Below are 25809 nucleotides of genomic sequence, written 5' to 3'. Positions count from 1 at the left end.
CCGGCGGGGACGGCGGTTCAAAGCGCGTCCAGACCGATATCCAGATTGGGCGCCGAATGGGTCAGGGCGCCCACCGAGATGACGTCGACCCCCGTCTCGGCGACGGCGCGCACCGTGGTCAGATCGACCCCGCCCGACGCCTCCAGCACGATCCGGCCGCCGGCGCGGCCGACCGCCGTGCGAAGATCGGCCAGGCTGAAGTTGTCCAGCATGATCACGTCCGGCGCCGCGCCTTCGTCGATCAGGGCCAGGACGGCGTCCAACTGGTCCAGGCCGTCGACCTCGACCTCGACCTTCATCAGATGCGGCGCGAAGGCCCGCGCCCGGCGCACCGCCTGGGCGACGCCGCCGCAGACGGCGACGTGGTTGTCCTTGATCAGTATGGCGTCGTCCAGGCCGAAGCGGTGGTTCATCCCCCCGCCGCAGGCCACGGCGTGTTTCTCCAGCGCGCGCAGGCCGGGCGTGGTCTTGCGCGTATCGGCGATGCGCGCGCCGGTTCCGGCCACGGCCTCGACATAGGCCCGCGTCAGGGTCGCCACCCCCGACAGCCGCCCGACCAGGTTCAGCGCCGTCCGTTCGGCCGACAGGAAGGCCCGGGCGTTCGCCTCGACCACCGCCAGCACCGCGCCGGGGGCCAGGGCCTCGCCGTCGTTCAGGCGCAGATCGACCTGGGCCTGCGGGTCCAGGGCCAGCACCGACAGCCGTATGGCCTCGATCCCCGCCAGCACCCCGGCCTTGCGCGCGACGAAGGCCGCCGTCATCCGCGCATCCTCGGGGATGCAGGCCATGGCGGTGACGTCCCCCGCCCGGCCCAGGTCCTCGGCCAGCGCCAGGCGCACGACCGGCTCGACCAGGATGTCGGGCAGTCGCCTCATTCCGCCGCCTCCATCGCCGCCGGGCGGGCCAGCCGGACCCGCGTGTGCTCGGCCCGAGCGGCCGTTTGCGGATAGTCGGCGCGGTAGTGGCCGCCCCGACTCTCCCGCCGGTCCAGCGCCGCCTGGGCGATCAGGCGCGCGGCCAGCAGCGGCGCCGCCGGGCCGTACTCGGCCTGCAGCCGGTCGATCAGGGCGATCAAGGCCGCCAGCCCCTCGGCCGTCCGCACCACCCCGGCGCGGGCGGTCATGGCCGCGCGAAGTTCGGCCGTCGCCGGTTCGGGCAGGTCGGGCGCGACCTGGGCGGGCAGGGACCGCCCTCCGCCGATCTCTCCGGCCGCCGCCTGGCCGGCGCGCCGTCCGAAGGCGCAGGCTTCGAGCAGGGAGTTGGACGCCAGCCGATTGGCGCCGTGCACCCCGGTCGCGGCGCATTCCCCCACGGCGTAGAGGCCGGGGACGCTTGTCCGTCCGTCGGCGTCGGCGGCGATTCCGCCCATGTAATAGTGGCAGGCGGCCATGACGGGGATAGGGCTTTGGCGCGGGTCCAGGCCGGCGCGCATGCAGGCGGCGAAGACGGCGGGAAAGGCGTGGGGAAACTCGTCCCCGATGGCGGCGCGGGCGTCCAGATAGGCCCCGCGTCCGCCCATCCGCGCCGCATGGACAGCGCGCGCCACCACGTCGCGCGGCTTGAGGTCCGCATCGTCCTCAGCCCCCAGCAGGAACCGCCCCTGGCCGTCGACCAGCCGCGCCCCCTCGCCGCGCAGAGCCTCGGTGGCCAGGGGGGCGGGGTCCAGACCGACGTCTATCGCCGTCGGATGGAACTGCACGAACTCGGGGTCCAGGAGGTCCGCACCCGCCAGGGCGGCCAGGGCAATTCCCTCGCCCTTCAGGGCCGAGGGCGTCGTGGTGGCGGCGAACAGACCGCCCGCCCCGCCGGTGGCCAGAACGACCGCCGTCGCCGCGATCTCGATCCGCTTGGCGTGCGGCCCGCGCGCGATCACCGCCCCGACCACCCGGCCGTCGGCGTCCTGGGCCAGGGCCTTCAGGCGGGCGTCGTCCCAGACCTGGATGCGTTTTTCGGCCCGCACCGCCGCGACCACGGCCGACAATATGGCGCGGCCCGCGCCGTCGCCGCCGACCCTGGCCACGCGCGGGGTGGAATGGGCGGCCTCCAGGCTGACGACGAAACCGCCGTCCGCGTCGCGGTCGAACGGCGCGCCCAGGGCCGCCAGCCATTCGACGGTCTGGCGCCCCACGCCGGTCAGGGTCCGGGCCACGTCCGGCTGAACCAGGCCTGCGCCGGCCGCCTCAGTGTCGCGGGCGTGAAGCTCGGCGGAATCGACGGCCGTCAGGGCCGCCGCCATTCCTCCTTGCGCCCAGGCCGAGGAGCAGGCGTTCAGCAGCGGCTCGGGCGTCACGACCAGCACCTGCGCCCCGGCCCGCGCGGCTTCCAGCGCCGTCGACAGACCCGCCAGGCCCGCGCCGACGATCAGCGGCCCGTCATGTCGCATCCGGTTCATCGTGCGCCCCCCGGATAGCTCAGGCCCAGATAGCTCAGACCAAGCCGAACCGCCCCGGCCGGGTCGCCTTCGGCCACGGGCATCAGGGCGCCGACCGCCGCCGCCCCGCACAGGGCCAGGGTCAGCAGATACAGGACCAGGCTGCGTCCCGCCTCGGGCCAGCTCAGCGTGCCCCAGGCCGCGCGCCACACGCCGCGCTTCAGATGGGCGAAGACCGACAGGGCCAGGAAGGCGGCCAGGATGAACCGGCCCGTCGACAGCCCCCACCAGACCACGGCCACGCCGATGACCAGCAGCACGACCTGCTCCAGCCGGGGGTGGACCCGCGTCAGCACCGGCCCCAGGGCCTTTGACCCGTCCAGCGGCGGGGCGGGAACCAGGTTCACCAGATTGAGCAGGGCGATGAAGAAGGCGCCGGCCAGCCATTCGGACTGACCCAGAACCAGGCCCACGCCCATGAAGGGGATCATGGCCAGGAGGCCGAACGCCGGCCCGGCCAGGGACACCAGAACCCCATGCCATTCGCTCCTGGGCTCGCGCCGCGCCTTGGCCAGACCGCCCAGGAACGGAATGATGTAGATGCGCGCCGGCCCCATCCCCAGCCGGTTCATGGCCAGGGCGTGGCCCGCCTCGTGCACGAACAGGCCGATCAGCACCGCCCCCGCGACGATGGCGCTGCCGGTGATCCACCACAGAAAGCCGCCCATCAGGGCGGTTGAGGCCAGGACCCAGACCAGGCTCTGATCCTTGTCGACCGGCTGTTCGACGGCGGGCGCGGCGGCGGCGGGCGGACGCGGCGCCTGGGGCTGGATGTCCCATGGGCCGGGCTTGCGGGGCGTGGTGTCGATATCGCTCATGGCGTTCAGATGGGCGTCGCGCCCGGTCCTGGCGACAGGACCGAACGCCGCGCCTCAGATCAGCTCCACATCGACGTGATGGCGCGCCTTGACGATGTCGTAGCGGGCCGGGACGGCGGGCGGCGGCAGGTCGATCATCCGCTGCACGGCCAGGCGCCCGCGTTCGATCATCTCTTCCGGCACAGTCACCTCGAACTGCATATTGACCAGGCAGTCGAGAATGTTCTGCAGGGTGATCTGCTTCATGTGCGGACACAGGTTGCAGGGGCCGACGAACTCCACGCCGGGCACGTCGCCCTTGATGTTGGAAGCCATCGAACATTCGGTGATCAGCACCACCCGTTTGGGCCTGCGCTGTTCGACATAGTCGGTCATGGCCGCCGTCGATCCGGCGAAGTCCGAGGCCGCCAGAATCTCTTCCGGGCATTCGGGGTGGGCCAGCACCTCGGCGTCCGGCCAGGCGTCGCGCATGTCGGCGATGTCCTGGGCGGTGAACCGCTTGTGCACCTCGCAATGGCCCTTCCAGGCGATGATCCCCACCGACGTCTGGGCCGCGACATTGCGCGCCAGGAACTCGTCGGGGATCAGGATGACCCGGTCCACGCCCCATTCCCTGGCCGCCCATTCCACCACCTGGACGGCGTTGGCCGACGTGCAGCAGATGTCGGTCTCGGCCTTCACCTCGGCGGTGGTGTTGACATAGGTGATGACCGGCAGGCCCGGATAGCGCTGCTTGATCAGCCGCACGTCGGCGCCGGTGATCGAGGACGCCAGCGAACAGCCCGCGCGCAGATCGGGGATCAGCACCGTCTTTTCGGGCGACAGGATCTTGGACGTCTCGGCCATGAAGTGGACGCCTGCCTGGACGATCACCTTGGCGTCCGACCGCGCGGCCTCCTTGGCCAGGCCCAGGCTGTCGCCGACATAGTCGCCGACCCCGTGGAAGATTTCGGGCGTCATATAGTTGTGGGCCAGGATCACGGCGTCGCGCTCGCGCTTCAGCCGGTTGATCTCGCTGATCAGCCGCGCCTGTTCGGGCCATTCCAGCGGGGTGACATGGTCCTTGACCTTGACCCACACGCCGGCGGTCTCCCGCTCCAGTTCCTTCGTCAGACCAAAGGCGCCGTCGGCCATGACCTACTCTCCAAGACCCTTATGCTCAAAGTTAGCATAAGCAGAGACAATGTAGGCCGATGGGGGACGGGCGCAAGGGGATTGTTCCGTCGGCTAGCGCCTGATCCAAGCGAGAGCATGGAACAGATCGCTCGGCGGAACGCCAGGGCGCGCGACGCCGCCATCCTATTTCTCGCGAGAAGTCGCCGAATCATCAACGACATATCGACCGCGCCCGCCGTTCTACCTACCGCCCTCCCAAACTGTGCGATGCTGCCGGGGTGTTTTCGGGAGGCGGTCGATCCGGTCGCAAGCTCATCTTCTTCGTCATCCGGCGTGTCACGCACACCGGCAGCCGCAGCCCTTTGGGACCGCGACCGCCGCCCTGTCCGTCGTCGATTTCAGACTATTCACACTATTCAGACGGTGTTTTTCGCCGTCGGCGTGTGAAACCCACCTCGCCAAACACGCCGATTTGCGCAAGAACCTTTCGCGCTCCGCGCCGCTCGCCTACACGAGCGGCTCCTTCATTTCCCCAAATCCCACTCTTCTCGCCATTTCCATGCAGGACACCATCCGCCGCATCCTCACCGCCCGCGTCTATGATGTGGCGGAGGAGACCCCGCTGGACCCGCTGCGGCGGCTGTCGGCGCGGCTCGAACGGCCCGTCCTGCTGAAGCGCGAGGACCTGCAGCCGGTCTTCTCGTTCAAGATCCGCGGCGCCTACAACAAGATCGCCGGCCTGTCCGAGGCCGAACTGTCCAGGGGAGTCATCTGCGCCTCGGCCGGCAATCACGCCCAAGGCGTGGCCCTGGCCGCCGCCCGCCGGAACGCCAGGGCCGTCATCGTCATGCCGACCACCACCCCCGGCATCAAGGTCGCCGCCGTGCGCGCCCTGGGCGGTCAGGTGGTGCTGCACGGCGACAGTTTCGACGCCGCATACGCCCACGCCCGCGACCTGGAACGCCAGACCGGCGCCGCCTTCATCCACCCGTTCGACGACCCCGAGGTGATCGCCGGCCAGGGCACCGTCGGGCTGGAGATCGCCCGCCAGCACGCCGATCCGATCGAGGCTGTCTTCGTCCCCATCGGCGGCGGGGGCCTGGCGGCCGGCGTCGCCGCCATAATCAAATTCCTGCGCCCGGAAACCCGGGTCATCGGGGTCGAACCCGTCGACGCCCCGACGATGAAATCGGCCATCGACGCCGGACAGGTCGTCACCCTGAACGAGGTCGGCCTGTTCGCCGACGGGGTGGCGGTGCGGCGCGCGGGCGAGATGACCTTCGACCTGTGCAAGGACCTGCTGGACGAGATCGTGCTGGTCGACACCGACGCCATCTGCGCGGCGATCAAGGACATCTTCGACGACAGCCGCGCCATCGCCGAACCGTCCGGCGCCGTGGCCCTGGCGGGCTTGAAGGCGTGGTCGGCCGCCCATCCCGGAACCGGCGCCCTAGTCGCGATCAACTCGGGCGCCAACGTCAACTTCGACCGGCTGCGCCACGTCGCCGAACGGGCCGAGATCGGCGAGGGCGCCGAGGCCCTGCTGGCCGTGGCCATGAGGGACGACCGCGACGACTATCGCCGCTTCCTGACCAGTCTGGACGGCCGATCGGTGACGGAGTTCAACTATCGCTGGTCCGGCGACGGCCAGGCCCAGATCTTCGTGGGCGTGGCCTTGAGGAACGGCGCCGACGAGCGCGAGGATCTGATCGCCGCCCTTCGCGACGGCGGCTACGCCGTCGAGGACATGAGCGACAATGAAACGGCCAAGCTGCACGTCCGCTACATGGTCGGCGGCCGCACCGTGGGCCTGCCGCACGAGCGCATCCTGCGCTTCCAGTTCCCCGAACGCCCCGGCGCCTTCCTGCGCTTTCTGAACAGCCTCCAGCCGGCCTGGGCCCTGACCTTGTTCCACTATCGCAACCACGGCGACGACGTCGGCCGGGTGCTGGCCGGGATCAGCGTTCCGCCCCAGGACCATGACCGCTTCGCCGCCGCCCTGGCGGAGTTGGGCTACCCCTATGTCGAGGAGACCGACAATCCCGCCTGCCGCCTGTTTCTGGACGGCGCCTGACGACGAAAGACAGGGCCAGGCCGAAAAAAAGGGAGCGCCGACGGCGCTCCCTGGCTGACCAACGCCCGCAATCAGGCCTTGTCGATGGCGGCGGCGATCTGGTCGCTGGAATGGCCGGTCAGGTCCTTGGCGATCTCTCCGACCAGCTTGCCCTGCAGATCCTTGTGCCAGTGTTTGCGCAGCTCCCCCAGGGTCTTGGGCGCGGCGATGACCAGCAGTTCTTCGATCTTGTTCGTGACCGACCATTTGTTCAGCACCTCGGCGACGCCCATGGCGAAGCCGTCCTCGGCCTGGGTGTCGTTGTCGGGATTGGCCTCGTTCGACCGGCGGCCCGCCGAGCCGGAAACGCGGTCGGCGACGGGCGGAGTCTCCAGCGGGATCAGGGCGATGTCGGAGGCGTTCGTGTTCTTGAACAGGGCCAGCTTCTCGCCGTCCACCACCGCCACCAGCGCGCCATTGGAAAGTTTCATCGTCGGTTCTCCAGTCTCTTTCGGCTCAGGGTAACGAACCGAGGCCCAGGCCGTTGCCTGGCGCAGCCCCCTCCACGATGTCGCGCGACGAACCGCGCCCCGAGCGTCAGAGCCGCCGACCGGCCGCCTCGTGCGCCAGCAGCCAGCGCTTGCGCTCCAGCCCGCCGGCATAGCCTGTCAGCGTCCCGTTTGCGCCGATCACCCGGTGGCAGGGCACGATCACGCCCACGGGATTGGCCCCGTTGGCCAGACCCACCGCCCTCACGGCCCGGGGCGCGCCGATCGCCGTCGCCAACTGGCCATAGGTGCGGGTCTCGCCCGCCGGAATATCGCGCAGGGCCTTCCACACCGCGCGCTGAAACGGCGTGCCGCCGGTCTTCACAGGCAGGCCATCCAATGCGCCCAGATCGCCCGCGAACCAGGCCGCCAGGGCGTCGCGCACCGCTTCGGGCGCCCGCCCCTCCGTCATATCGACCGCGCCGTAGTGGCGGATCAGCAGCCGGCGCAGACGCGCCTCATAATCGTGAAAGTCCAGCGCCCGCACCACGCCGTCCGCGTCGGTGGCGATCAGCACCTCCCCCACCGGCGAGCCGATCCGGTCCAGCGTCAGCCGCATCGGCGGGGCCTCAGGCGGCCTGGTCATCGTACTGTTCCTTCGTCCTGGTCCAGTAAAGCGCGCCATAGGCCCGCCAGGGGCGCCACCGCTCGGCCCGCGCCGTCGTCGTCGCATCGCCTGAGGGCAGACGGTCGCTGGGAGCCGTCTCATGGCTGTCGATCCAGTCGCCGGGCGGTCTCAGACCGGGCCAGGCCGCCAGGGCCGCCCTCAGGGCCGGATCGGCCGACAGGTCGCGGGCGATGGCCTCCGGGTCGGCGGCCAGGTCGAACACCCGCCGCACGCGGGCCAGGACGCCGGGCAGGGCCTTCAACACGCCGATCCGCACCTCGACCGCCGCGCGGCCGGGTCCGCCGGACCGAACCGCGACCGCCCCCTCCGTCCCGTCGATCCCGGCGCGCAGACGCCGGGTCCAGACGCCGTCGACGACCTTTTCATCGTCCACGTCTCGCGCGGCCAGGGCTTGCATCATCGCCGGCCAGTCGTAGGGCGGACGATAGGCCAGCCCCAGCCGGATCGTCCCGCCCGCCTCGGCCTCGCCCCTGCGTCGACGCAGGTCCGACGGCGGGCGGCCGTACAGGGCCAGGAAGGTCTCGTTGAAGCGCCGCACGCTGCCGAACCCCGCCGCCAGGGCGACATCGGCCATCGCCAGATCGGTCTCGTGGATCAACTGCTTGGCCAGCAGCACGCGCCGGGTCTGGGCCACGCTGACGGGGGCGGCGCCCAGATGCTGGCGGAACAGGCGGCGCAACTGGCGTTCCCCCAGGCCCAGGCGCGCGGCCAGCGCCTCGGTGTCCGCCGTGTCCAGCGCCCCCGCCTCGATCAGGGCCAGGGCGCGGCTGACGGTGTTGGCGGTGCCCCGCCAGGCGCCCCCGCGCGGCGCCTCGCCCCGCCAGCCGGCGAAATCGGGCGCCGTCTCGGGCCGGCAGCGCAGACACGCCCTGAGACCCGCCGCCTCTGCCGCCGCCGCCGTGCGGTGAAAGACCACATTCTCCCGCTTGGGCGTGCGCGCCGGGCAGACCGGGCGGCAGTAGACGCCGGTCGAGACGACGCCGGTGAAGAAACGCCCGTCGAACCGGGCGTCCCTGGCCGTCACCGCCCGCCAGCAGGCGTCCTGATCCAAAACCGTATCCATGCGGCCGAGGATGCCCGGCCCGCCCCGCGATGTCTCGCGGTTTTCGGACATGGATTGCGTCTCAGTCCTTCAGGAAGAACAGCGCCTCCACCGTCGTCTCCAGCGCCCGCGCCAGGTCCAGGGCCAGCAGGGTCGATGGAATGAAGACGCCGTTCTCGACCGTGTTGATCGTCTTGCGCGACACCCCGGCCTTGTCGGCCAATCCCTGCTGCGTCAGGCCGGCGGCGGTGCGGACCTCCTTCAGACGCGAGCCCAGTCGGGGATCACCCATCGCGGCCGGCCTCCCGGTCCAGCCAGGCGAAGCGCAGGCCCGCCGAGGCTCCGCCCAGGGCCAGCACATAGGGCAGCGCCATCACCCCATAGTCGGCGCGCCACAGCCCCAGGCCCAGGGCGGCAGTCACGCCCCCCATCAGCACCACGAAGGCCAGGATCATCGACTTCGCCCGCATGACCTGGGTCAGTTCGTCCTCCAGCAGGCGGCGGTTGCGCCGCGCGTGCAGGTCCCACCCCATGACCAGGACCGGGATCAGCCAGCCGTAGAGGACCGGCAGCAGGATCTGCACATAGGCCCCGACATTATGATCCCCGCCCAACACCCGCTGCATTCCGCCCTGCGCCTGGGCCATGAACATCAGCAGCACCAGCGGGAACAGCACCAGCTGTCGCGTCCGCTCGCGTTGAAGCTTTTCGCGGCGGGAGCCGTCGCGACTGGCGGCGACGTCGACGGGCCGACCGGGCCGCCCCCACCAGGCCATCAGCCCGCCCAGCAGCATGAAGGCCAGGCCCATGCCCGCCGCCACACCGGCGACCGTGGCCCGGTCGCCCTCCGCCCCGGTCAGGACGGCGAACCCCGACCCGCCGATCAGTCCGGCGGCGCCGACGGCCGCCAGGGCCAGGCCGCCGAGCCAGCATCGGCTCCGCTCCGCCTTCGCGCGCTGGACCATGTGCGTTTCGTCTTCGATCATTGCAACCTCCTGAAGTCACCCTGAGGTTACATATCACCTATAGGTTACACCCCGTCAAGCGGTTTAGCCTCGCCCCCGACGATCAGCCGCGCGACCGCCCGCACGATGCGCGCCACCTCCACCGCGAAGGCCCAGACCACGACCACCATCAATATGGTCGCCACGCCGCCGGCATGGTCGCCGTCGCGTTCGAACAGCAGGCGCACCCGTTCGAAGAACGCCGTGGCCGTGCCGACCCAGACGACCGGCGACAGGGCCGACCAGAACCAGACCCAAAGCACGCCCCAAGCGGCGGCCAGGCCGAACAGGATGTCCCCCAGGGCCGTCAACCGCACAGAACCGCCCGAGGCTGCGCGCATCAGGTCGAAACCGATGCGGCACACGGCGAACAGGGTGACGGGCCAGTAGGCGGCGGCGACCATCCGACCCAGGATGCGGCCGTAATCGACGCCATCCACCACCCCGGCCAGTTCCTCGGGCCGCAGGGGCCAGGCCTGCAACAGGCCGGTCCACCACAGCAGCACCACGGTCCAGCCGATGGCGCTGGCCACGGCGCGGGCGACGGGCGACATCTGCGCGCCCTTGCGCACCTCGCGCCCCGATTTCGACGGGCGCGCGCGGCCCCGGCCGAACCAGTCCTCCTGCGCGATCTTCCGGCCCCAGCGTTCGGCGTCGAAGTCGCTGGCCAATTCGAACACGCCCAGGTCCTTGACCCGCCATTTGGCGATGAAGTCCGGCTTCTTCTCCTGCCGCTCCAAGATGAAGCCGGCGAGGGTCAGCAGGCCGACCACGGTCACGGCGCCGCTGAACAGGCTGGCGATGGCCTGGCCTATGGCCTGGCCCGGATAGACGTCGCCGACCAGCACCCGCACCGCCAGTCCGACCAGGGTGACGGCGGCCATGACGACCAGGCCGACCTTGGCCCCGAACAGCCACCAGGGATAAAGCGCCGGTCCGATCAGCGCCTGCGGCCCCGGCCGATATCGGGCGGCGACGCTCAGCGGATGGCCCACTTCGCGCAGCAGGGTCTCGACCTCGTCGTCGGTCGCCGGCCGGCCCAGACGCGCCTCCAGCGCCTCCAGCCGCCCCATGATCTCGTCGCGCAGCTCGGCGACGATGTCTTCGCGAACGTCCTTGGGCAGCTGCGCCGCCACGGCGTTCAGATAGCGTTCCATCAGGTCCATCCCGGCCCCTCCTTCCATCGCATTGTTCACAGCATCGTCTCCAGCGATCTCGACAGACCGCGCCACTCGGCCGCCAGCCGCGTCAGCATCGCCTCGCCCTTCGCCGACAAGCGGTAGAACCGCTTCTTTCGCCGATCCTCCTCGCGCCACTCGCTGTCCAGCAACCCCTGGCCTTCAAGCCGGCGCAGCAGCGGATAGAGGGTGCTCTCCTCCATCTCGACGCCCGCCTCACCCAGGGCCACCCGCAGCGAATAGCCGTATTGCTCGCGCCTCAGACTGGCCAGCACGGCCAAGATCAACGACCCCCGCCGCAACTCCAGCCGCAGGCTGTCGAACAGCAATTCCTCTTCGTTCTGGCTCAAGCGTCAGCCTCCGTGCGCCACATAGTGTGTGACGCACAGTGTATGGGACATACTGTGTGTGGGAGTCAAGAGAACCCTGCTCACGATTTCTTCGCCCCCGCCTTGCAACCGTTCCGCGATCAGGGCGAAGTGGGCGCTTTACTCGGGGGGACGGCTTTGGACGTCGATGCGTTCATCGAACGGTGGAGCCAGGCGCGCGGCGGCGCCGAGCGCGCCAACTATCAGATGTTCCTGACCGAACTCTGCGCCTCCTTAGGCCTGCCGCGCCCCGACCCCGCCAGCGACGACACCCGGGCCAACGACTATGTGTTCGAGCGAGGCGTTAAGCGGCGCGAGTCGGAAGGCCTCGCCTCGACCCTGCGCATCGACCTATACAAGCGCGGCTGTTTCATCCTGGAGGCCAAGCAGTCGCGGGCCGACCACCGCGACCACGGCCAGGCTTCGCTGTTCAAGGCTGACGAAACCGCTTCCACCGCCGCGTCCCAGGGCAAGTGGGACGTGCTGATGCGCAACGCCCGGCGTCAGGCCGAGGACTATGTCTTCCGCCTGCCCGCCGACCATCCAGCCCCGCCCTTCATCGTCGTCTGCGACGTCGGCTATGTGCTGGAGATTTACGCCGACTTTTCGGGCAGCGGCCGCGCCTACTCCCACTTTCCCGACCGCAAGGGCTTCCGCATCCGCCTGGAGGATCTGCGCGACGACAGGATCGTCCAACGGCTCAAGGCCATCTGGACCGAGCCGCTTTCGTTGGACCCCACGCGCGAATCCGCCCGCGTCACGCGCCAGATCGCCGAACGTCTCGCCGAGGTCTCCAAACGGCTGGAGAAGAAGCACCCGCCGGAAGAGGTCGCCCATTTCCTGATGCGCTGCATCTTCACCATGTTCGCCGAGGATGTGGACCTGTTGCCGCGCGGCCGCTTCACAGCCCTGCTGAAGGACCAGCTCGACCATCCCGACAGCTTCGCCCCCATGCTTCAGGCTCTGTGGCGCAGCATGGATGCGCCCGACTACGACAACCGCTTCTACGCCGGGTTCGGCCTGCACCTGAAACATTTCAACGGCAGCCTGTTCAAGGACGCGAAGGCCTTTCCGATGGGGCGAGAGGAGATCGGCGAACTGCTGGCCGCCTCCACCCATGACTGGCGCTATGTCGAACCCGCCATCTTCGGCACGCTTGTCGAACAGGCGCTGGAGCCCGGCGAACGCCGCAAACTGGGCGCCCACTACACCCCCCGTTCCTACGTCGAACGCCTCGTCGAGGTCACGGTGATGGAGCCGCTGCGCGACGACTGGAACACAGCCCAGATCAAGGCTGCGGACGCACGCGAGCGCGGCGAAGCCGCGCACTCAAGTAGCGCGGAGCGCGATAGTGCAAATAAGGAGGCCGTCGCCGCCGTCCGTGCCTTCCATCACCAGCTCTGCACCACCCGCGTGCTGGACCCCGCCTGCGGCACCGGCAACTTCCTCTATGTCTCGCTGGAGCTGATGAAGCGGCTGGAGGGCGAGGTGCTGGAGGCCCTGGCCGAACTGGGCGAAACCGAAGGCATCGGTTTCGAAACCGTCGACCCGCACCAGTTCCTGGGCATCGAACTGAACGTCCGCGCCGCCGCCATCGCCGAGCTGGTGCTGTGGATCGGCTATCTGCAACAGCACTACCGCAACCGCGCCGAACACCCGGCCGAACCCATCCTGAAAGCCTTCGGCAACATCGAGCAGAAGGACGCGGTTCTGGAATGGGATGAAGTCGCTGCTTCGGTCGCAGAGCGACCGAATCCGTCGATCCGTCGATCCGTCGATCCGTCGATCCGTCGATCCGTCGATCCGTCGATCCGTCGATCTTACAGCGATTCGCGCAGGCCGGAATGGCCGGGTGCAGAATTTATCGTTGGAAATCCGCCATTTATAGGCGGAAAGGACCTTCGGTCACGCATGGCGCCCGGCTATGCCGAGGCCCTCTGGCGCGCCCATCCGCAAATGAATGAGAGCGCCGACTTCGTCATGTACTGGTGGGATCACGCGGCTGAGCTGCTGACCCGCAAGAAGACGACGCTCCGCCGCTTCGGCTTCGTCACCACCAACTCGATCAGCCAGGTCTTCCAGCGCCGCGTGATGGAGCGGCATCTGAACGCCAAGGCGCCGATCTCGATCATCTTCGCCGTGCCCGATCACCCGTGGACCAAGGCGACCAAGGACAGCGCGGCGGTTCGGATCGCCATGACGGCGGCGCGCGCCGGGGTCCATGAAGGAGAACTGCGCGAAGTGGTGGCCGAGGCGGGATTGGACACCGATGATCCGAAGCTGGTGTTTGCATCCCAAACAGGGAAGATCAATTCTGATTTGACGGTGGGAGTTGATCTGACAAAAGCCGTCCCGCTTACGGCGACGCAAGGCTTGTGTTCTCGCGGCGTGGCATTACACGGCTTAGGGTTTCTCGTACCCCGTAGCGACCTCGCCAGTGTGGGGTATTTGGCCGATCCCGCCCTAGCTACTGTAGTCAAACCCTATCAGAATGGCCGTGACGTGATGGCAAAGTCTCGCGGCCTTTATGTTATTGACTTTCAGGGATTATCCGCCCCGGAGGCACGTCGCAAATTCCCCGCGGCCTTTCAGTGGGTTCTTGAGCGTGTGAAGCCGGAACGCGACGCAAATAACGAGCCCTACCGCCGAGAGCACTGGTGGCTCTTCGGCCGTACCCATCAGGATCTTCGCGATTTTCTTCAAGGAACGGGCCGTTACATCCTGACAGTAGAAACTCAGCGAAACCGTGTGTTCACCTTTGAGGCCGAAGGGGTCCTTTCCGATAACAAATGCGTCTGCATCGGTTTGAACTCCGGTGATGCCCTGGCAACCCTCTCATCTAGGATTCACATAACTTGGGCGACGAATAAGGGGAGTTGGCTTGGTGTCGGAAATGACCCAGTCTACGTTAAGTCTTCTTGCTTCGACCCCTTCCCCTTCCCCGACCCGTCTGAGGCCCTCCGCGCCCGTCTCCGCGACCTCGGCGAGGAACTCGACGCCACGCGCAAGACGGTGCAGGCCGAGCATCCCGACCTGACCCTGACCGGCCTCTACAATGTGCTGGAGAAGGTCCGTGCCGGGACGCCGCTCGATGCGAATGACAAGGACGTTAAGGATCGCGGCCGGGTGCTGATCCTCAAGGATCTGCACGACCAGATCGACCGGGCGACGATGCAGGCCTATGGCTGGGACGATCTGATCCCCCTACTTTCGTCATCTGAGAATGACGAAGGTAAAAAACTAGATGAGATCATTCTGGAACGCCTCGTCGCCCTGAACGCCGAACGCGCGACGGAAGAGGCGGCGGGCCATGTGCGCTGGCTGCGCCCCGACTATCAGATTCCACGCTTCGCCAAGGGCGCCGCCGCCAAATCCGGTCAACTGGACCTGGGCGAGACGGTGGTCGCCATCGACAAGAACCTGCCGGTCTTTCCCAAGGACAAGGGTGAACAGGCCATGGCGATCCACGCCGTCCTGGAGGCGGCGCACCGTCCGATGGACGCCGCCGCCGTGTCGCGCGCCTTCAAGGGCGGCGGCAAGCGGATCGAACAGCGGGTGGTTCAAGCCCTGTCCACCCTGGTCCGCTATGGCTGGATCACCGCCCTGCCGGGCGGAACCTATGCCGCGCGCCGCGCGGCCTGACCGGCGGGAGCAACCCTTGCGGTCGTGCGGCGCTATGGCGGGAGACGCCCGCACCCACTAAGTTCTGTTCATGAACCGTTCTTCGACGCCGAAGCCCGCCGCGGCCAAGACCGCCAAGCCCGTCCACGTGCCCGACCCCGGCGTTCGCGAGGCGGCGACAGCCTTCATCCGCGACACAGGGAAAATGCCGATGTTCGCGCCGGTGTCCGGCCCGCGTCTGACGCCGGAGGAGGCCCCGGCCGCGCCCGCCGACTGGACGCCGCACCGCCCCTCGCGCGAGGGGGCCAAGAAGGGCGGCAAGTTCCGTCTGGAAACCAAATACAGCCCCGCCGGCGACCAGCCCGCCGCCATCGCCGAACTTGTGGCTCAGGCCCAGGCGGGCGACCGGGACCAGGTGCTGCTGGGCGTCACCGGCTCGGGCAAGACCTTCACCATGGCCAAGGTGATCGAACAGACCCAGCGGCCGGCGCTCATCCTTGCGCCCAACAAGACTCTAGCGGCCCAGCTCTATTCCGAATTCAAGGCGTTCTTCCCGGATAACGCAGTCGAATATTTCGTCAGCTATTACGACTATTATCAGCCTGAAGCTTACGTCCCCCGGACCGACACCTATATCGAAAAGGATTCTTCGATCAATGAGCAGATCGACCGGATGCGGCACTCTGCGACGCGGGCTATACTAGAACGCGATGACGTCATTGTTGTGGCGTCGGTCAGCTGCATCTACGGCATCGGGTCGGTCGAGACCTATACGGCGATGACGTTCACGCTGAAGGTCGGGGACCAGATCGACGAGGCGAAACTGCGGGCCGATCTGATCGCGCTGCAGTACAAGCGCAACGACGTGCATTTCGAACGCGGGATGTTCAGGAAGCGCGGGGACGTGATCGAAATCTTCCCCGTCCACCTTGAGGACCGGGCCTGGCGCATCAGCCTGTTCGGGGACGAACTGGAGGCGATCCAGGAGTTCGATCCGCTGACGGGCAAGAAGACCGCCGACCTGAACGAGATCACCGTCTATGCGGCCAGCCACTATGTCACCCCGCGCCCGACGCTGAACCAGGCGACCCAGGGCATCAAGGCGGAACTGAAGGAGACGCTGGACTGGATGGTCGAGAACGGGAAACTGCTGGAGGCCCAGCGGCTGGAGCAACGCACCCGATTCGACCTGGAGATGATGGAGGCCACCGGCTCCTGCGCCGGCATCGAGAACTATTCCCGGTGGCTGACCGGCCGCGCGCCGGGCGAGCCGCCGCCGACCTTCTTCGAATACATCCCCGACAACGCCCTGCTGTTCGTGGACGAGAGCCACGTCACCATCGGCCAGATCAACGGCATGTTCCGGGGCGACTACCGCCGCAAATCCACGCTTGCGGAATACGGCTTCCGCCTGCCCTCCTGCATCGACAACAGACCCCTCAAGTTCGAGGAATGGGACGCCATGCGCCCCCAGACGGTGCACGTCTCGGCCACCCCCGGCCCCTGGGAGATGGAGCGCGCCGGCGGCGTCTTCGTGGAGCAGGTGATCCGCCCCACCGGCCTGATCGACCCGCCGGTGGACATCCGCCCCGTCTCGGGCAAGACCCGCAACCAGGTCGACGACGTCATCGACGAGGTCAAGGCGACGACGGCCAAGGGCTATCGCAGCCTGGTCACGACCCTGACCAAGAAGATGGCCGAGGACCTGACCGAATATATGCATGAACAGGGCGTCCGCGTCCGCTACATGCACTCCGACGTCGACACGCTGGAGCGGATCGAGATCCTGCGCGACCTGCGGCTGGGCGCCTTCGACTGCCTGATCGGCATCAACCTGCTGCGCGAGGGTCTGGACATCCCCGAATGCGGCCTGGTCGCCATCCTGGATGCGGACAAGGAGGGCTTCCTGCGCTCCGAGACCAGCCTGATCCAGACCATCGGCCGCGCCGCCCGCAATGTGGACGGCCGCGTCATCCTGTACGCCGACCGCATGACCGGCAGCATGGAGCGCGCCATCGCCGAGACGGACCGTAGGCGAGAACGGCAGATGGCCTACAACCTCGAACACGGCATCACGCCCGAAAGCGTCAAGCGCGACATCAAGGAAATCCTCGACAGCCCCTATGAGTCCCGCGAACTGGACCGCCTGACCCGTCCGGGCGTGGCCGAGACCGCCAAACCCTTCGTCGGCTCCAACTTCCAGGCCGCCCTGCGCGACCTGGAAGGCCGCATGCGCGAGGCCGCCTCCAACCTGGAATTCGAGGAAGCCGCCCGCCTGCGCGACGAGATCAAGCGCATGAAGCTGATGGACCTGGAGTTCGCCAACGAAGCCCTGACCGGGGCGGGGGAAGAGGTGGACCGGTCAGCGCCGAAGCGGTGGCGTGCGGAAGCGGCGGCGGAGGCGCAGGAGCGGTTCAGGAAGGGGCGGCTGTAGCCAACTTTCCCTTCTCCCCTTGCGGGAGAAGGTGGCCGAGCGAAGCGAGGTCGGATGAGGGGTGTTGCGGTCTTGGCTTCACTTTGCCGCCCCGTAATCCCAACACGCCGCGCCTGCGAGCCACTTCGTAATGGCTATTCAGCGACCAGACGCTTCTCGGAACCTTCCAACTCTTGGATACGACTCTCTATCAGGCTCGACAGTTGGTAAATGTCAGTCAAATCCCCGATTAGATGTCGCGTTTCGCCCTTCTCAGCAAATGTGCCGACATATTTCTTGGTCACGCCATTGAAATGAAGGCGAGCGATGGTTTTCCGATTGTTGTCATCTAGCAATATCGCGCAATAAGACTGCGCATCGCGCATTGCGATACGCCTAGGCTTCACAATTTTCGAGGCGATAGCTTGGACAATATGGAAACCGGACAACTCTTCCTCAGTTGTGACAATTACTTCCGGGTCGCTTGACGAAGCCTCTTCCTCGTCAACCATCGAGGGCCCAGTCGCATTAAGAGCGGTGGACAGTCGGTCGTTGACCTTGTCGCGGATGATCGACGAGAATGTAGAAACAACCATCTTGCCGAAATTCTCGCGCACTTGAGACGTGATGCGCCCCTCGTGAACGCGAGCCGCCATCATCCGTACGAACTCCTCTGACGGCTCGGCCATCTCCTTTTCGAGTTCCTTACGAAGCAGGGACTGGAGCTTTAGAAGACCCGCTTCCTGAACGATTTTGTCGATATCAAACGAGGCTTTGGTGAACTTCTCGACTGTGCGCGCGTCGGTGGGCTTCAACGCGTCCATACTAAATGTGAAAAACGGCTTGTCATCCATCTTGTTGGACGCTTCGACGTCTGAATAGAACTGATAGACGACACCATTTGTCAGAATGGCAAGTCTGGCATCAGTCACTGAAAAATACCGAAACAACTGGCTTGCGTGATTGACATTTAAGGCCACATTGCTCGGCTTACATTCTATAAGAATTCGAACCTTACCTCCGTCACAGATAGCATAATCTACTTTTTCGCCCTTCTTTGTGCCGACATCCGCCGTGTACTCTGGAATAACTTCTGACGGATTGAATACGTCGTACCCAAGAGCTTGTATGAAGGGCATGACCAATGCTGTCTTCGCCGCCTCTTCAGTCAATAAGACTTCGCGATGCTCCATCGTTCGCTTTTGAAGTTCGACGAGTTTTGTTTGGATGTCCAAGGCTTCCCCCCCATTTGGCACCGACAGCTAATCCGCAACCATACAGCGAGTCTAGGGACGTCCAAAAGTTTAGTGAGAGCCAAAGTGTCGTCGGGCGGCCCCGAGTTTGCGACCCCTCATCCGCCTCCTGCGGAGCAACCTTCTCCCGCAAGGGGAGAAGGAACGTGGCGGTGGGGTTGCAATCGAGGCGGATGCGCGAAACAACTCAAGCATGGATGACTGGCTGCATTCTCGCGCCAAGGCGATGCGTCGCGAGCCCGTTCTGTATGAGCGACGGTTGTGGGCGATCTTGCGGGATCGGGGCTTGGCGGGGCTGAAGTTTCGTCGGCAGGTGGTGATGGGGCGGTATATCGCCGACTTCGTCTGTCTGAGGCATCGGCTGATCGTCGAAGCGGACGGGCCGCAGCATGAGGATCGGGTGGAGGACGCCGAGCGGGATGCGTGGTTTCGCGAGCAGGGGTTTCGGGTGCTGCGGTTTCCCAATCAGATGATCGAGAACCATCGAGAGAAGGTGCTGGCGGCGATTGTGGCGGCGACGCGGCAGGGGTTGGTGGGGGATTAGAGGGCTGTCGGTTGGCGGTTGCGCGCCCCCTCATCCGACCTCGCTTCGCTCGGCCACCTTCTCCCGCAAGGGGAGAAGGATCAGGCGTTAAAGCTCATCCAGCGTCTTCTCCCATTCCTCCATCGACACGATCTTGCGCAAGGGCCCCAGGTAGAGGTCGAGGCCCTGGGAGATGCGGCGGTCCTGTTCGCGTTCGATGACGGGGTCGAGGCCGGCGGCGCGGATTTGGTCCTCGAGCGCGGCGATGCGGCGGTCCAGCTGGACGCGGCGGGCCAGTTGGGCGTGGCCCCATTCGTTGTCGGCGCGCTCCAGCTTCTGCTTGGCCTGCCAGTATTGGCCGCGCAGCTCCCAGTCGCTCTTGTCGCTGGTGTTCATGGCGAAGCGGTCCTCGGCCTCGCCCGGATTGGTCAGGATGTCGTAGACCAGTTGCAGGGGCGCGGTCTTTATCGTCAGGCGGGCGGCGCGGCCGGGGCCGTCGCGGTCGGCCAGTTTGCGATAGGTCTCGGCCAGGGCCGCCAGGGCGCGGGCCTGGGCGAAGTCCTGGGCGTGCAGGGCGCGGCCCGAGGCCTGGGCGGCGGCGCGGGCCAGGTCGGCGGGGTCGTGGCCGCCCGTCTCGTCCGGCGGAGGGGCGAGCGTCTCTCGCGCCAGGGCGGCCGCTTCCCGGGGCGACAGGGTCCGGGTGCGCGGATGGCGCGACCAGCCCTGTTTGGTCGCCCGGGCGCGCAGGGCGTCGACGGTGACGCCGTGGCGGGCGGCGACGGTCTTGGCGTCCTGGCCCGACAGATAGTCCTGGCGGACCTGGGCCCAGACTTCGGGCGGCTGGATCTTGTAGGTGCGTTTTGTCATGGCGACAGTATGGGGCCGTCGCCGACCCAGGCCGGTCGATCGGCGAATTTCGCACCTAGAGATTTGATTCTCCATAGGTGGAGATGATGGGTTGGACGCCTCAGCCATCCTATTCGGCCCCGCAGCGACAGCGGGGGCGGCGGGGGCGACGGGGAGCGGGCGACGACCGATCCTGACGCAAGGCCGGCTTACGACCGGGGCCATGAGCCAGGGCATACATCGCAAGATCCGGCCGGACGCCGTCTGGGCCGAGGTTCGCAAGGCGTGGGAGGACGGCGAGACCGCGCGCTCGGTCGCCAAACGCTATGACGTGGGGGTGCACGCCCTGTGGAAGCGGCGCGAGGCGGAGGGCTGGAAACGGCCCGAGCCGACGCTGGGGCCGATCGAGCCGGCGGAAGGGTGGGACCGTCACATCCAGGCGCGGCGCGACGCCTTTTACGCCCAGCTGGAGGACGCGCGGGCGCTGGCGGAATGTCTGGCGGCGGCGATGCGGGACGAGCGGCTGACGGCCGGGCCGAACTGGCATATTCCGTGGCTGTACCACTGGCGGGCGACGCATCTGGGGCCGGAGGCGGCGGAGCGGGACCGGGCGCGGGCGCTGGAGGCGGACCTGCCGTGGGCCGGGCGGTTCTGGGACGCGCAAGGGCGGCTGAAGCCGCTGCCGCAACTGGATCTGGAGATGGCGCGGCTGCATCCCGAGGACTGGCGCGCGGCGGTCGGCCTGCCCGACGGACTGCCCGAGACGGCGACCCGATACGCGCCCTGACGGCGGCGGCGGTTGACTTATCGGCGATAAGCGTCCATTTGCACGGCGTCGCACATTCGCGATCTCCGGCGTCTCCAGCGCGTGTGGGTCCGTTTCGGACCTGTCTGTAGCAGCCGCCGGTTCCTCATATCCATTGGCCGCCCGGACACGCGGGGCGGCGCCCGATCCACCCCGCAGGCCCGCTGTCGCAGGCCCCGTCGGGACTGGCGGTGCGCGGCCCGACGGCGTCATGCCGTGCTCGCTTTCGCATCCGCCGCTACGCGAAAGACATTGCTGTGAGCACCACCTTCGATTCCATGGGCCTGAACAAGGCCCTGCTGCAGGCCCTGGCCTCGACCGGCTATGTGAAGCCGACGCCGATCCAGGAAAAGGCCATCCCCGACGTCATGCTGGGCAAGGACCTGCTGGGCATCGCCCAGACCGGCACCGGCAAGACCGCCGCCTTCGCCCTGCCGATCCTGCACCGGCTGGCCGAGAACCGCACCCCGCCCGCGCCCCGCACCACCCGCGCCCTGATCCTGAGCCCCACGCGCGAGCTGGCGACCCAGATCGGCGACAGCTTCAAGGCCTATGGCGCCCATCTGGGCTTCCGGGTCGCGGTCATCTTCGGCGGCGTGAAATACGGCGCCCAGGAGCGGGCCCTGCAACAGGGTCTGGACATCCTGGTCGCCGCGCCGGGCCGCCTGCTGGACCACATCCAGCAGAAGACGCTGGACCTGTCGTCGACCGAGATCTTCGTGCTGGACGAGGCCGACCAGATGCTGGACCTGGGCTTCATCAAGCCGATCCGCCAGATCGTCAGCCGGATGCCGGCGCGCCGCCAGAACCTGTTCTTCTCGGCCACCATGCCGACCGAGATCGGCAAACTGGCGGGCGAACTGCTGAAGGACCCGGTCAAGGTCCAGGTCACGCCGCAATCGACCACCGTCCAGCGAATCGCCCAGTCGGTCGTCTATATCGAACAGGGCAAGAAGCGCGCCCTGCTGACCGAGATGTTCAGCGACCCGGAATACAAGCGCTGCCTGGTCTTCACCAAGACCAAGCACGGCGCCGACAAGGTCGCGGCCTACCTGGAGACGGGCGGCGTCGAGGCCGGGGCCATCCACGGCAACAAGTCCCAGCCCCAGCGCGAACGCACGCTGGAAGCCTTCAAGAAGGGCAAGCTGCGGGTGCTGGTCGCCACCGACATCGCCGCGCGCGGCATCGACGTGGACGGCGTCTCGCACGTCGTGAACTTCGAACTGCCGCACGTGCCGGAAAGCTATGTCCACCGCATCGGCCGCACCGCGCGGGCGGGCAAGGACGGCACGGCCGTCAGCTTCGTCGCCGGCGACGAGATGAAGCTGCTGCGCGACATCGAAAAGGTCACGCGCCAGAAGATCCCGGCCGCGGATCGCCGCAACGATAAGCAGCTGGCGGCGCTGGACGCCTCCATCATGGCCGCCGGCGTGGCCAAGAAGGCGACCCTGCCGGAACGCGAGGGCGGCGAGCGCAACGACGGCGGTCGCGGGGGTCGCGGTCGTCGGGTTCCACACCGCGACGGCGTGCGCCCGGAAGGCGGCGGCCAGCCGCACCGCCAGCGCCGCAACCGCCCCGGCGGAGAGGCGGCGGCGGCGCGTCCCGAAAAGACCTACAACCCCATGGCCGGCGAAAAGACCACGCCGCGCGAACCTCGCCCGGAAGGCGAGATGAAGCGCCGCCCCCGCCGCCGCCCCTCGAACGGCGGCAAGGGCTACGGCGCCGCCAAGGGCTGATCTAAGTCCTCCCCCGCGATGGAGGAACAAAAAAACGGCGGCGCCTGCGAGGGCGCCGCCGTTCTCATGTCAGGCGTATGCAGACCTTAGAAGTTCCAGGTCGCGCCCAGCGAGAAGCCGACGCCGGAGCCCTTGGCCTCGCCGCGCAGGTTCGAGATGACCAGGCCGTTGCCATAGACGTCGCGCGTGTCGTTGATCGTCGCCGTGTCGATGTCGATGTAGGTCACGGCGCCGTCGAAGGTCATCGAACCCATCGTCTTGGACAGGCCGGCGGCGTAGAGCCAGCGGTCGCCGTCCGGGATGCGGGCGGTGCGGTGATCGTCCGAAGTCGGGGTCGGGTCGTAGCCCAGGCCGGCGCGGAAGGTCATGGACGGATCGATCTTGTAGTCGAAGCCGATCGCTCCGGTGGTGACGTCGTCATAGTCCTGGACGATGGTCGAACGACCGTTCGGGCCATAGGTCACGCGGATGGCGTCGAACTCGCTCCATCCGATCTGGTTGACCTGGGCGTTCAGGGTCAGGCGGTCGTTGACGGCGTAGCGGGCCGAAACGGTGGCGTACCAGGGGGTGTTGAAGCTGGCGACGCCGTCGGCCGACACATTGGCCGCAGCCAGAGCGCCGGTCAGGCCCGAGATGTTCACCGTGCCCTCAAGCTCATGCTCGATCTTGGAGCGGTACGACAGACCCAGGTCCAGTTTGCCGAAGTGCATCTGGGCGCCGGCGTTCCATCCGTAATCCCAGCCATCGCCTTCCAGCTGGTTGCGGCCGTCCGTGGCCGACGGGATCAGCACCAGGGGCGCGACGCCGGCGACGGTCGGCAGGTTCGGCAGGGCCGAGGACAGGGTCGCCTTGGCGTACTGGGCGTCGAAGCCGGCGCCGACGTCCAGCCAGTCCGTAACCTTGGCGGCGACGACCAGGCTGACGTTGGCCGAGCGCAGCTCGGACGTCAGGGCGTCGTAACGGGCGAAGTCGGGCTGCTCGTATTTGGTGGTGAAGTTGTACGGCGCCTGGACGGCCAGGCCGACGTTGAAGCGGTCGCCGATCGGCGTGGAGATGGCGAAGTTAGGCACGATGCCGCTTTCGACCACGTCATGGACGTGCGGGTCGCCAGCTACAACGGTGGAGCCGCTGAGGATCGTGCCGGCCGGGAACGGCGGGGTCGGCGCAGGCAGATTGTAGCCAAGCGTGGAGCCGCGATTGTCGACGTCGGAATCCAGCAGCAGGCCGTGCAGGCCCGTATAGACTTCGCGCTGGGTCCCGGCGATGGCGGCGGGGTTCCACCACAGCGACTGGACGCCCTTGTCGGCGCCGACGCCGGCGTTGGCGCGGCCCTGGCCGCGGGTCGATTGTTCCTGGACGTAGAAGGAGCCGGCCATGGCGGGCGCGGCGACGCCGGCCAGCAGAGCCGTGGACAGCGCAAGGCCGCCCATGCGAGCGAAATTCCTGGGAGTCATATGCCATTCCTAAGTAAGCCCCCGCCATCAAACGCGGCGGTGGGGTGTCGGGGAGAGACGCTGGCGCAGCGCTTTCGGCGAGAAAGCGTTGCGCACATGGCCGCTCTCCGCCTCGATCCGGGCGAAACTGTGTCACGAAAGCTGCACAAGATCACACCCGCGCGAGGTTCCCTAACGGCAAGAAGCCGTCGCCAATCACGGACTTACGCGGCGGAAACCGCGCCGGAAAGCCGACGGGCGGATTTCCATGCCTGCCCGCGCCGCCCCAAGATCGCCTTGTGCATCCGTGATATAAGGGCCATCTGCATCGCGCGCCGGCATTTCGCCATGCCCCAAGCCTGATCGAAGCCCCCATGGAAGTCCCCATGTACGAAACGCCCGAATTGGAAACCGACGTCCTGGTCCGATCCAGCGCCATCCGCATCCACGCGCCCGAGGATTTCGAGGGGATGCGCAAGGCCGGCCGCCTGGTCGCCGAGGCCCTGGACATGATCGCCGCCCATGTGAAGCCGGGCGTGACGACCGGCGCGATCGACGACCTGGTGCGCGAGTTCACCCTGGACAACGGCGGCCTGCCCGCCTGCCTGGGCTACAAGGGCTACGAGAAGACGGTCTGCACCTCGATAAACCACGTCGTCTGCCACGGCATTCCCGGCGACCGGGTGCTGAAGGACGGCGACATCGTCAACATCGACCACACCGTCATCGTCGACGGCTGGCACGGCGATTCCAGCCGCATGTATGCGGTGGGCGAGATCAATGCCCGGGCCAGAAAGCTGATCGACGTGACCTACCAGTCGCTGGAGATCGGGCTGGAGCAGGTCAAGCCCGGCAATACGTTCGGCGACATCGGTTACGCCATCCAGAAGTTCGTCGAGGCCCAGCGCATGAGCGTGGTGCGCGACTTCTGCGGCCACGGCATCGGCCGGGTGTTCCACGACAGCCCCAACGTCCTGCACTACGGCCGTCGCGGCGAGGGCGCGGTGCTGACGCCGGGAATGTTCTTCACCGTCGAGCCGATGGTGAACCTGGGCAAGCCGCAGGTGAAGGTGCTGTCCGACGGCTGGACCGCCGTGACCCGCGACAAGTCCCTGTCGGCCCAGTGCGAACACAGCATCGGCGTGACGGAAGACGGTCTGGAAATCTTCACGGCGTCGCCGGCGGGTCTGTTTAGGCCGAACTGACGGGCGGCGGATGGGGGTTTGCATGAAACAGGCTGCGATCCCGCTGTTTCTTCTCTTCGCCAGTTGCGCGCCAAAGCTCGACCAGGCCGGAACGCTGGTTCAACTGAATACCGGCTACAGCCAGATTCCGATCCCGTCGGAGGAGAGGCCCGCCGCTCAGCTTTCGTCTTATTCCACTAGAGATCTGGCGCTTTGGCTCGCGCCTGAACGCGCTGATGACATCGAGACGGGGTCCGTTTCGTCATCAGCGCCGTTAGGCAATGTCGTGATCGAGCTTGTCGAAATACCGCAAGCGCGCGCGAAAAACGTATGCGAAACAGCATCAAACAGCTTCATCGGGACGGACCAATCGGTTCAAGGCAAGCCGTTGGTCAACGTATTCAGCGGGTATCGCCAAGTCCTCTATCGCACCGCTGATGCAGGCGGCGGCTGTCGCCAAGAGACAGGCGCACCCCTTGGATTTGCAGCGTCATCATCCGACGTCGCTGCAGACATGCTGCGCGCCTATCGAGACGCTGTGCAAGCCCTGCGGGAGAGAGATCGCGTATCGGATCCATCGACAGATTTTCTTTCGCCCAGTCGGATCGTGTCGGCGACGCCTTGCGTGGGCGAAGCGAAATGTCTGTCCTTCAGGCTAGCTCCATCTCAGGCTGCCCCTCATGGTTGGGACATTACATACCGATATGGCCTGTCACGGCGGACCAGCCTAAGCGCCGTATCGCCACCTCCGGCGTTCTAGCTCGGACATGGCGGCACACCCTTGATCATCCTTCTAATTCCGCACAGGT

The 25809-nt window shown here is 67.1% G+C and carries 22 protein-coding genes; 8 read left to right on the top strand and 14 right to left on the bottom strand.

What is annotated here, in order from left to right:
- Positions 1-17: 17 nt before the first annotated feature.
- Genes nadC through nadA form a run of 4 tightly spaced genes read right to left on the bottom strand, consistent with a single transcriptional unit; the run spans position 18 to position 4383 of the window.
- Positions 18-875 carry a carboxylating nicotinate-nucleotide diphosphorylase gene (nadC, locus tag AC0L6G_RS15720; protein WP_293827427.1) on the bottom strand — a complete coding sequence of 286 codons (858 nt, stop codon included), beginning with the start codon at positions 873-875 and terminating at the stop codon, positions 18-20.
- On the bottom strand, positions 872-2392 hold the full coding sequence (locus tag AC0L6G_RS15715; RefSeq protein WP_473252611.1) for an L-aspartate oxidase: 1521 nt from the start codon (positions 2390-2392) through the stop codon (positions 872-874). Before AC0L6G_RS15715 ends, nadC begins: the two co-directional genes overlap by 4 nt.
- Positions 2389-3249, bottom strand: a complete 861-nt coding sequence (locus AC0L6G_RS15710) for a metalloprotease (protein ID WP_473252610.1) — start codon at positions 3247-3249, stop codon at positions 2389-2391. Before AC0L6G_RS15710 ends, AC0L6G_RS15715 begins: the two co-directional genes overlap by 4 nt.
- Positions 3250-3303: 54 nt before the next feature.
- Positions 3304-4383, bottom strand: coding sequence for a quinolinate synthase NadA (gene nadA, locus AC0L6G_RS15705; protein WP_473252609.1), 1080 nt, complete (start codon positions 4381-4383; stop codon positions 3304-3306).
- 541 nt (positions 4384-4924) lie between these two features.
- Between nadA and ilvA the strand changes: the two genes are divergently transcribed.
- Positions 4925-6439 (top strand): threonine ammonia-lyase, biosynthetic, encoded by a 1515-nt coding sequence (ilvA, locus tag AC0L6G_RS15700; RefSeq protein WP_473252608.1) that lies wholly within the window; start codon positions 4925-4927, stop codon positions 6437-6439.
- A gap of 71 nt (positions 6440-6510) precedes the next feature.
- Here the strand turns inward: ilvA and AC0L6G_RS15695 are convergent, their stop codons facing one another.
- From AC0L6G_RS15695 to AC0L6G_RS15665, 7 genes are all read right to left on the bottom strand, one after another.
- Positions 6511-6909, bottom strand: a complete 399-nt coding sequence (locus tag AC0L6G_RS15695; protein WP_291537236.1) for a host attachment family protein — start codon at positions 6907-6909, stop codon at positions 6511-6513.
- Between the two features lie 106 nt (positions 6910-7015).
- Positions 7016-7552, bottom strand: coding sequence for a methylated-DNA--[protein]-cysteine S-methyltransferase (locus AC0L6G_RS15690; protein ID WP_473252607.1), 537 nt, complete (start codon positions 7550-7552; stop codon positions 7016-7018).
- Positions 7536-8708: a bifunctional transcriptional activator/DNA repair enzyme AdaA gene (locus tag AC0L6G_RS15685; protein ID WP_473252606.1), complete on the bottom strand. Its 1173-nt coding sequence runs from the start codon at positions 8706-8708 to the stop codon at positions 7536-7538. Before AC0L6G_RS15685 ends, AC0L6G_RS15690 begins: the two co-directional genes overlap by 17 nt.
- A gap of 10 nt (positions 8709-8718) precedes the next feature.
- Positions 8719-8928 carry a helix-turn-helix transcriptional regulator gene (locus AC0L6G_RS15680; RefSeq protein WP_293827412.1) on the bottom strand — a complete coding sequence of 70 codons (210 nt, stop codon included), beginning with the start codon at positions 8926-8928 and terminating at the stop codon, positions 8719-8721.
- On the bottom strand, positions 8921-9622 hold the full coding sequence (locus AC0L6G_RS15675; RefSeq protein ID WP_293827410.1) for a hypothetical protein: 702 nt from the start codon (positions 9620-9622) through the stop codon (positions 8921-8923). The genes AC0L6G_RS15680 and AC0L6G_RS15675 overlap by 8 nt, the downstream gene beginning before the upstream one ends.
- 44 nt (positions 9623-9666) lie before the next feature.
- Positions 9667-10806, bottom strand: a complete 1140-nt coding sequence (locus AC0L6G_RS15670; protein ID WP_293827409.1) for an HAAS signaling domain-containing protein — start codon at positions 10804-10806, stop codon at positions 9667-9669.
- Between the two features lie 26 nt (positions 10807-10832).
- Positions 10833-11168 carry a PadR family transcriptional regulator gene (locus tag AC0L6G_RS15665; RefSeq protein WP_293827407.1) on the bottom strand — a complete coding sequence of 112 codons (336 nt, stop codon included), beginning with the start codon at positions 11166-11168 and terminating at the stop codon, positions 10833-10835.
- 156 nt (positions 11169-11324) lie between these two features.
- Here AC0L6G_RS15665 and AC0L6G_RS15660 point away from each other — a divergent pair, with 156 nt between their 5' ends.
- Together AC0L6G_RS15660 and uvrB are read left to right on the top strand one after the other, a co-directional pair.
- Positions 11325-14828, top strand: coding sequence for a class I SAM-dependent DNA methyltransferase (locus AC0L6G_RS15660; protein WP_473252605.1), 3504 nt, complete (start codon positions 11325-11327; stop codon positions 14826-14828).
- A gap of 184 nt (positions 14829-15012) precedes the next feature.
- Entirely contained in the window at positions 15013-17241 is a 2229-nt protein-coding gene (uvrB, locus tag AC0L6G_RS15655; RefSeq protein WP_473253270.1) for an excinuclease ABC subunit UvrB, read from the top strand.
- A gap of 134 nt (positions 17242-17375) precedes the next feature.
- On the opposite strand, the gene AC0L6G_RS15650 is transcribed toward uvrB, so the two are convergent.
- Entirely contained in the window at positions 17376-18455 is a 1080-nt protein-coding gene (locus AC0L6G_RS15650) for a type I restriction endonuclease (protein ID WP_473252604.1), read from the bottom strand.
- 211 nt (positions 18456-18666) lie between these two features.
- Here AC0L6G_RS15650 and AC0L6G_RS15645 point away from each other — a divergent pair, with 211 nt between their 5' ends.
- Positions 18667-19017 carry an endonuclease domain-containing protein gene (locus AC0L6G_RS15645; RefSeq protein WP_473253268.1) on the top strand — a complete coding sequence of 117 codons (351 nt, stop codon included), beginning with the start codon at positions 18667-18669 and terminating at the stop codon, positions 19015-19017.
- An 87-nt stretch (positions 19018-19104) separates the two neighbouring features.
- On the opposite strand, the gene AC0L6G_RS15640 is transcribed toward AC0L6G_RS15645, so the two are convergent.
- Positions 19105-19863 carry a hypothetical protein gene (locus tag AC0L6G_RS15640; protein WP_473252603.1) on the bottom strand — a complete coding sequence of 253 codons (759 nt, stop codon included), beginning with the start codon at positions 19861-19863 and terminating at the stop codon, positions 19105-19107.
- Positions 19864-20065: 202 nt separating this feature from the next.
- Here AC0L6G_RS15640 and AC0L6G_RS15635 point away from each other — a divergent pair, with 202 nt between their 5' ends.
- Entirely contained in the window at positions 20066-20629 is a 564-nt protein-coding gene (locus AC0L6G_RS15635; protein WP_473252602.1) for a hypothetical protein, read from the top strand.
- 296 nt (positions 20630-20925) lie between these two features.
- Positions 20926-22383 carry a DEAD/DEAH box helicase gene (locus tag AC0L6G_RS15630; RefSeq protein WP_473253266.1) on the top strand — a complete coding sequence of 486 codons (1458 nt, stop codon included), beginning with the start codon at positions 20926-20928 and terminating at the stop codon, positions 22381-22383.
- 86 nt (positions 22384-22469) lie between these two features.
- Here the strand turns inward: AC0L6G_RS15630 and AC0L6G_RS15625 are convergent, their stop codons facing one another.
- Complete coding sequence (locus AC0L6G_RS15625; RefSeq protein WP_473252601.1) at positions 22470-23813, bottom strand: OmpP1/FadL family transporter; 1344 nt, start codon at positions 23811-23813, stop codon at positions 22470-22472.
- Positions 23814-24202: 389 nt separating this feature from the next.
- Here AC0L6G_RS15625 and map point away from each other — a divergent pair, with 389 nt between their 5' ends.
- On the top strand, positions 24203-25021 hold the full coding sequence (map, locus tag AC0L6G_RS15620; RefSeq protein WP_473253264.1) for a type I methionyl aminopeptidase: 819 nt from the start codon (positions 24203-24205) through the stop codon (positions 25019-25021).
- A 22-nt stretch (positions 25022-25043) separates the two neighbouring features.
- Entirely contained in the window at positions 25044-25760 is a 717-nt protein-coding gene (locus tag AC0L6G_RS15615) for a hypothetical protein (RefSeq protein ID WP_293827390.1), read from the top strand.
- Positions 25761-25809: the final 49 nt, after the last annotated feature.

Source organism: Brevundimonas sp. D3-1P (assembly GCF_055809335.1).
Note: the sequence above shows the minus strand (reverse complement) of the source record. Positions and strands in the feature narration are given on the sequence as shown.

Coding starts and splice junctions, on each gene's coding strand:
- uvrB (WP_473253270.1), top strand. CDS start 15,013: ATGCCGATGTTCGCGCCGGTGTCCGGCCCGCGTCTGACGCCGGAGGAG.
- AC0L6G_RS15670 (WP_293827409.1), bottom strand. CDS start 10,806: ATGGACCTGATGGAACGCTATCTGAACGCCGTGGCGGCGCAGCTGCCC.
- nadC (WP_293827427.1), bottom strand. CDS start 875: ATGAGGCGACTGCCCGACATCCTGGTCGAGCCGGTCGTGCGCCTGGCG.
- map (WP_473253264.1), top strand. CDS start 24,203: ATGTACGAAACGCCCGAATTGGAAACCGACGTCCTGGTCCGATCCAGC.
- AC0L6G_RS15635 (WP_473252602.1), top strand. CDS start 20,066: ATGAGCCAGGGCATACATCGCAAGATCCGGCCGGACGCCGTCTGGGCC.
- AC0L6G_RS15645 (WP_473253268.1), top strand. CDS start 18,667: ATGGATGACTGGCTGCATTCTCGCGCCAAGGCGATGCGTCGCGAGCCC.
- AC0L6G_RS15640 (WP_473252603.1), bottom strand. CDS start 19,863: ATGACAAAACGCACCTACAAGATCCAGCCGCCCGAAGTCTGGGCCCAG.
- AC0L6G_RS15695 (WP_291537236.1), bottom strand. CDS start 6,909: ATGAAACTTTCCAATGGCGCGCTGGTGGCGGTGGTGGACGGCGAGAAG.
- AC0L6G_RS15690 (WP_473252607.1), bottom strand. CDS start 7,552: ATGACCAGGCCGCCTGAGGCCCCGCCGATGCGGCTGACGCTGGACCGG.
- ilvA (WP_473252608.1), top strand. CDS start 4,925: ATGCAGGACACCATCCGCCGCATCCTCACCGCCCGCGTCTATGATGTG.
- AC0L6G_RS15680 (WP_293827412.1), bottom strand. CDS start 8,928: ATGGGTGATCCCCGACTGGGCTCGCGTCTGAAGGAGGTCCGCACCGCC.
- AC0L6G_RS15715 (WP_473252611.1), bottom strand. CDS start 2,392: ATGAACCGGATGCGACATGACGGGCCGCTGATCGTCGGCGCGGGCCTG.
- AC0L6G_RS15685 (WP_473252606.1), bottom strand. CDS start 8,708: ATGTCCGAAAACCGCGAGACATCGCGGGGCGGGCCGGGCATCCTCGGC.
- AC0L6G_RS15615 (WP_293827390.1), top strand. CDS start 25,044: ATGAAACAGGCTGCGATCCCGCTGTTTCTTCTCTTCGCCAGTTGCGCG.
- AC0L6G_RS15625 (WP_473252601.1), bottom strand. CDS start 23,813: ATGGGCGGCCTTGCGCTGTCCACGGCTCTGCTGGCCGGCGTCGCCGCG.
- AC0L6G_RS15675 (WP_293827410.1), bottom strand. CDS start 9,622: ATGATCGAAGACGAAACGCACATGGTCCAGCGCGCGAAGGCGGAGCGG.
- AC0L6G_RS15710 (WP_473252610.1), bottom strand. CDS start 3,249: ATGAGCGATATCGACACCACGCCCCGCAAGCCCGGCCCATGGGACATC.
- AC0L6G_RS15630 (WP_473253266.1), top strand. CDS start 20,926: ATGGGCCTGAACAAGGCCCTGCTGCAGGCCCTGGCCTCGACCGGCTAT.
- nadA (WP_473252609.1), bottom strand. CDS start 4,383: ATGGCCGACGGCGCCTTTGGTCTGACGAAGGAACTGGAGCGGGAGACC.